We start from the raw sequence: 6,598 nt of genomic DNA on the forward strand, positions 1-6,598 counted from the left end.
AGAAAAATGTAATATACTTCTAAATCAATTAGAAAATGAACCAAGAAAATTAAGTTCTGTAAATTGTGAAAGAACTGAATTACTTAAAGGAGAATTAAGAATATATGAACTTGCTAAAGAATTGATAGATAAATTTGGTAGGTCTGTTATTAAACATAATATAATATCACATACAGTAGAAGTTTCTGATATGCTTGAACTTGCTATTATGCTTAAAGAATATGATTTAAATGATAGTATATATATATCACCATTATTTGAAAGTGTAGAAGATTTAGAAAATTCACAAGAAATAATGAGAAAATGGTTTAGCTTAGATATATCTAATAAATGGCTTGATTCAAATGAAAGACGTCAAGAAATAATGCTTGGATATTCAGATAGTAATAAAGATGGTGGATATATATCTTCTAGTTGGTGTTTATATAAAGCACAGAAAGATTTAGTTAAATTATCTAAAGAATTTAATGTTAATATAGCATTTTTCCATGGTAGAGGTGGAACAGTAGGTCGTGGAGGAGGACCTAGTTATGAAGCTATACTTTCACAACCTAATGGTTCAATATTAGGTAATATTAGATTGACAGAACAAGGTGAGGTAATAGAAGCTAAATATAGTAATACATGTTTAGGTATTAGTAATTTAGAAGCACTACTTTCAGCAACACTTGAAAAAACTTTTGATGATAAAAACAATGATGACTTAAAATATATAGATATAATGAATAAAATATCACAAGAAAGTTATAGGAAATATAGAAGTCTTGTTTATGAAAAAGATAGATTTTCTGAATACTTCTTTCAAGCAACACCAATAAGGGAGGTTTCATCTTTAAATATAGGGTCACGGCCTAGTGCTAGAAAGAAGGTACTTGATATAGAAGGATTGCGTGCTATACCTTGGGTATTTTCTTGGTCGCAATCAAGAGTAATGTTACAAGGGTGGTATGGAGTTGGAAGTGCATTTAAGAAAATATATGATAGTAAAGATGGTATAAAAATATTAAGAGAAATGTATAATAATTGGCCATTTTTCAGAGGAATAATATCAAATGTAGAAATGGTACTTTCAAAAACTGATATGAATGTTGCAAAGGAATACTCAAAACTTGTAGAAGATCAAAATTTAGCAAGGGATATATTTGAAAATATATATTCTGAGTGGGAGTTAACTATAACTCTTATTAAAGAAATAATGGAAAGAAATTATCTTTTAGAAGATAATGAAATGTTGACTTTAAGTTTAAAAAATAGACTTCCATATTTTAATGCTTTAAATTATTTACAAATATATTTAATAAAAGAAACAAGAAAAGGAAATGAAAATCAAGATGTACAAAAAGCTATACATACAAGTATAAATGGAATAGCTACAGGTCTTAGAAATAGTGGATAGGAGGAGAAAAATGACAGAATTAGAAATACAAAAAGAGGTAGAAAGACAGTATAAAATTTTATCAAGAGGTTGTGATGAAATAATAAATGAAAAAGAGTTTAAGAATAAATTAGAAAAATCTATTAAAGAAAATAAACCTTTAAAAATTAAATTAGGTATTGATCCAACTGGTAGTGAATTACATATAGGACATGCAGTTCCTTTAAGAAAATTAAAACAATTTCAAGAATTAGGGCATGAAGTTAATTTTTTAATAGGAACATTCACAGCTAGAATAGGAGATCCTACTGGTAAGTCTGAAACTCGTAAAATGTTATCTTTTGAAACAATACAAGAAAACATAAAAACATATTTAGAACAAGTTGCAATAATACTTGATTTAGATAAGTTGAAAGTAGTGTATAATCATGAATGGCTTGAAACTCTTAGTTTAACTGAAGTTTTAAAACTTTTATCTATGTTCACAGTATCACAAATGATACAAAGAGAAGATTTTGCTAAAAGACTTGCAAATAATCAACCTGTATCTTTAATAGAGTTTATGTATCCAATATTACAGGGATATGATTCAGTTGAATTAAAAGCTGATGTAGAACTTGGAGCAACTGAACAAAAATTTAATTTATTAAGAGGTAGAGATTTACAAAAAAACTTTAATCAAGAGCAACAAGTATGTATGATAATGCCTATACTTGTAGGACTTGATGGAGTGGAAAAGATGTCTAAATCACTAGGAAACTATATTTCAATTAAAGATACTCCTAATGATATGTTTGGAAAAATAATGTCTATATCTGATGATTTAATGCAAAATTATTATGAAATGATAACAGATATTGATTTAGCTGAAGTTAAAGAAATACTAAAAGGTCATCCTATGGAAGCTAAGAAAAGATTAGGAATGGAATTAGTTGAAATATATTATGGTAAAGAAGCAGCTATTGATGCAAGATCTTGGTTTGAAAATGTATTTAGTAATAAAAATCTAAATGTTGAATTACCTGAATTTAATGTTGGTGTAGAAAATATAAATATACTTGAATTATTAACTAAGGTAGGATTCATTAAAACAAATAGTGAAGGTAGAAGATTAATAGAGCAAAATGCAGTTAAAATTAATGATGAAGCAATTAATGATATTAAAGTTGATGTAGAAATTAAAGATGAAATGATATTACGTTGTGGTAAGAAAAAAATAGTAAAATTATTTAAATAAGAGGTTGAAATGAGTAAATTATTAAAATTAGATGTAAATATTAAATATGATATAGCAGTTATTGGTGCAGGACCTGCTGCAGTTTCAGCAGCTATTTATGGTGCTAGAAAAGGTTTAAAAGTTGCAATGATAGGTGATTTAGTAGGAGGACAATTGATAAATACAAACGATATAGAAAATATTATCGGAACTCCACTTACTAATGGATTTGATTTTTCACAAAGTCTTGAAAAGCATTTAAATGAATATGAAATAGCTTTTTATAAAGGACATAAAGTTAAAAAAGTTTTAAAAGATTCTAAGGATAATATTTTAATTTTGGATGATGAATTAGAAGTTAAATCAAAAACTGTTATAGTTGCAACAGGTGCTATATGGAAAAAACTTGGAATAGAAGGAGAAGACAAGTATGCTGGAAAAGGAGTACATTATTGCGCTACTTGTGATGGACCTTTTTATAGAAATAAGGATGTTGTTATAATCGGAGGAGGGAATTCAGGAGTAGAAGCAGCAATAGATCTTTCAAATATTGCTAAGACTATTACTTTGGTTGAATATAGCTCTACTATTAATGCTGATGAAGTTTTAAAGAATAAACTAAGTAGTTTAGAAAATGTAAAAATTCTTACTTCAAGTGCAGCTCAGAGTGTAACAGGTAATCTTTTTGCTGAAGGATTGAAAATATTAAATAGAGATAGCAATGTTGTTGAAGAAATTAAGACAGATGGAATATTTGTAGAAATAGGTACAGTTGCAAATACATCGTTTGTAAGTGATATATTAGATATAAATGCAAATAGTGAAATTAAAATTGATTCAGTAAATAAAACATCAGTTGAAGGTATATTTGCAGCTGGAGATTGTACAGATGTTAGATATAAACAAGTTATAATAGCAATGGGAGAAGGTGCAAAAGCTGCTCTTTCTGCTTATGAATATTTGATAAAAGAATATTAAAGAAATTTATTAATGAAGTATATAGAGAAATTAAATAAAAGGATAATAGACTTATAATTAATACGTATATATAAACCTAATAAATTAAGATTTGAAATTTACATAAAATCTATAAAAAAATATTATAACATAATTAGGGGTATAGAAATATGCCTCTTTTTATTACAATAAAGAAGGAGTTATTATGAAAAAAATATTTTTAGTTTTATCAATGGTCTCTTTAATATTATTAGCTGAAAATAGTAAAGAAGGTAATAATGCAATAGCAGATGGTATTGATAATGTTGCAAATGGAAATGATGCTGTTGCAGTAGGGAATAATAATAAAGCAGTTGGCGAAAAATCAGTTAGTATAGGAATAGAAAATGAAACTAATACGAGCAATTCAATTGCTATAGGTAAAAAAAATAAGGCACTAGGTTCTACAAGTATTGCTATAGGTCTTGAAAATAAATCTACAGGACAAGAATCAATAGCTTTTGGTACGAAGAATATAACTAATGGATATTCAATTAGTTTTGGGTATGGAAATATTAATCAAGGTAATCATTCGGTAGTTAGTGGTAGAGAAAATAATATTTCAGGTGAAAAAAATTATGTAATTGGTGAGAAAAATAATGTAAAAGGGAACTCTAATTTTGTATTTGGAAGTAGAAATGTTTTTGAAAATGAAATTTCTAGAGATGTATATATTTTTGGTAGTGATGTAACAGTTAATAATGGTGTAACGGATGCTATAGTATTAGGAAGTAGAAGTGAAGCTGTTAGTAATGCCCTATCTATTGGGAGTTCAACATCTAAAAGAAGAATAGTAAATGTTGCAGAAGCACAAAATGATAGTGATGTAATAACATTAGGTCAAGCAAAAACTTTAATTAAAAATAATAAAAATACAACTGAAACTATGGCTTCTAATAATGAAGTAGATTTAAGTCAATATTTAAAAAAAGATTTTTCCAATATTGATGAAGTAAAAGCTAAAGAAAAATTATTAAATATTTTAAATAAAGGAATAATTTCAGAGAGTGATACTAATTTTATTACAGGTAAAACAGCTTATGAGTATATATCTAATTATACATACACTAAAGATGAAATAGATACAAAAATTCAAAATTTATCTAATAATTCTGGAAGTATTGATACAAGTAATTTTGTAAAGAAAAGTGATTTTGATAATTTTAAAAATGAAGTTTTAAATAAATCGGAACTAAATAAAAAATATATATTAGATAAATTAGGAAATAAAGAAGTTAGTTTTACAGATGCAAGTAATATACAGGTAGATAAATATGTTGAAAAATTAAGTGAAGGTGCTAACATACAAACACCTAAAGGTTCTTTACTTACAGATACTATGATTAATAAATATTTAACTGCTAATTATTTAGATAAAAATATTGTTGATGGAAAACTTGATTTAAAAGCAGACAAAGATGCTAAAAATATAAATGTTATTGAATATGTTAAAAAATTGAGTAATGGATCTAATATTTTAAATCCAACTGGTGCTTTAGTAACTGATACAAAAATTAATGAATATTTAACTTCTAATTATACTAATAATACAAAATTAGAAGAAAAATTATCTCAATATTCTAAAAAAGATGGAAGTAATATAGAAGTTGATAAATATGTTAAAAAATTAAGTGATAGTAGTGATTTAAACAATCCTAAAAATAGATTGATAACTGATACTAAATTAAAGTCATATTTAGAGGATAGGTTTTCTAAAATAGGAATATCTTCTTTAGAAGAAAAGTTGACGAAAGCTAATCAAGAATCAGAAAAAGCTATTTCAGGTGTTGCAAATGCTATAGCTGTAGGAAGTTTAACGCAAATAAATACTACAAATAATCAATTATTTAATATTGGGGTAAGTTATGGTATGTATTCAGGAGAGCATGCTTTTGCACTTGGAATTAGTGGTACAGAACCTAGTGGTAGTTTTATATATAAGGTAAATACATCAATTAATACAAAAGCAGGCTTTGGTATAGGTATAGGTGGTGCATATCAATTTGCAATTCCTAATGTTAAAGTTAATAATAGAAACAGTAAAATAGATGAATTAAATAAGAAAATAGCAGAACTAGAAAATTTAATAAAGAGAAAAATTAAATAGGGGGCTATTATGAAAAAATATTTAATTTTAATATCACTAATTTTATTTAATCTATCTTTCAGTGGAGAAAATAATATTATTAAAGGTAATCCTAATACAATAACAGGAGATAACAATGTTGTTATAGGAAATAATAATACAATAAGAAAAAATAGTTCTGTTACAATAGGAAATGAGAATAGTACAGGTAATGATAATTCGGTAGCTATAGGTATAACAAATATGCCAGATATTGGTGGGAATAATGTATCTATAGGGTTTGTAAATTATCCCCAACATGAAGAAGCTATAGCTATAGGTAATGGTATGACAGATGGATCAGCATATTCTATAGGTATGGGGGAAGATAATAGTGTAAAAGGAGAAAAGTCATTTGTATTAGGTAAAAATAATAAAAGTTTTAGTTTATATAATAAGTATCCAACATATACCATAGGTGATAGTAATTATATGGTTGGAATTGATTCATATAATTTTGGCACAAATAATTGGTATGGAGAAGATAGGTATGGTAAAAAAGATTATACTTATGAAGTAAATAATCATAAATATCCTAAAAATATGTGGTTTAATTATGTATTTGGTAGTAATGTAAGGATAGATGAAACAAAATCGTATTCTATTGTTCTTGGAAATGAGTCTGAATCAGTGTACAATTCATTATCAATTGGTAATAGTAATCACCTTAGACGTATAGTAAATGTTGAGAGAGCTTTAAATGAAAGTGATGCTATAACTCTAAAACAATTTAAAGATATATTATATAACAAAAATACTGATAATGATTTTAGTTCATATTTATTTAAAGATTTATCAAATAGTGATGATGAAACTTTAAAAAATCAAGCACTAAAATTATTAACTACAGGTAATATTTCCCCAACTTCTAATTATTTAATAAGTG

General features: G+C 26.2%; 5 protein-coding genes. All 5 read left to right on the plus strand.

Annotated features, from left to right (window positions below; translation table 11 throughout):
* The coding region (locus ACWYO2_RS04435; protein WP_455515288.1) for a phosphoenolpyruvate carboxylase at positions 1-1,396 on the plus strand (1,396 nt) is incomplete at its 5' end.
* A 10-nt stretch (positions 1,397-1,406) separates the two neighbouring features.
* The gene (gene tyrS, locus ACWYO2_RS04440; RefSeq protein ID WP_455515289.1) at positions 1,407-2,612 is read left to right on the plus strand and encodes a tyrosine--tRNA ligase; all 1,206 of its coding nucleotides are present in this window, start codon (positions 1,407-1,409) and stop codon (positions 2,610-2,612) included.
* A gap of 9 nt (positions 2,613-2,621) precedes the next feature.
* Positions 2,622-3,569, plus strand: coding sequence for an FAD-dependent oxidoreductase (locus tag ACWYO2_RS04445; protein WP_455515290.1), 948 nt, complete (start codon positions 2,622-2,624; stop codon positions 3,567-3,569).
* Positions 3,570-3,753: 184 nt separating this feature from the next.
* Positions 3,754-5,694: a YadA-like family protein gene (locus tag ACWYO2_RS04450; protein ID WP_455515291.1), complete on the plus strand. Its 1,941-nt coding sequence runs from the start codon at positions 3,754-3,756 to the stop codon at positions 5,692-5,694.
* 9 nt (positions 5,695-5,703) lie between these two features.
* Positions 5,704-6,598, plus strand: an 895-nt coding sequence (locus tag ACWYO2_RS04455) for a hypothetical protein (protein ID WP_455515292.1), incomplete at its 3' end; no start/stop codon positions are given.

The organism is Pseudostreptobacillus sp. (assembly GCF_977040545.1).

Coding starts and splice junctions, on each gene's coding strand:
- tyrS (WP_455515289.1), top strand. CDS start 1,407: ATGACAGAATTAGAAATACAAAAAGAGGTAGAAAGACAGTATAAAATT.
- ACWYO2_RS04445 (WP_455515290.1), top strand. CDS start 2,622: ATGAGTAAATTATTAAAATTAGATGTAAATATTAAATATGATATAGCA.
- ACWYO2_RS04450 (WP_455515291.1), top strand. CDS start 3,754: ATGAAAAAAATATTTTTAGTTTTATCAATGGTCTCTTTAATATTATTA.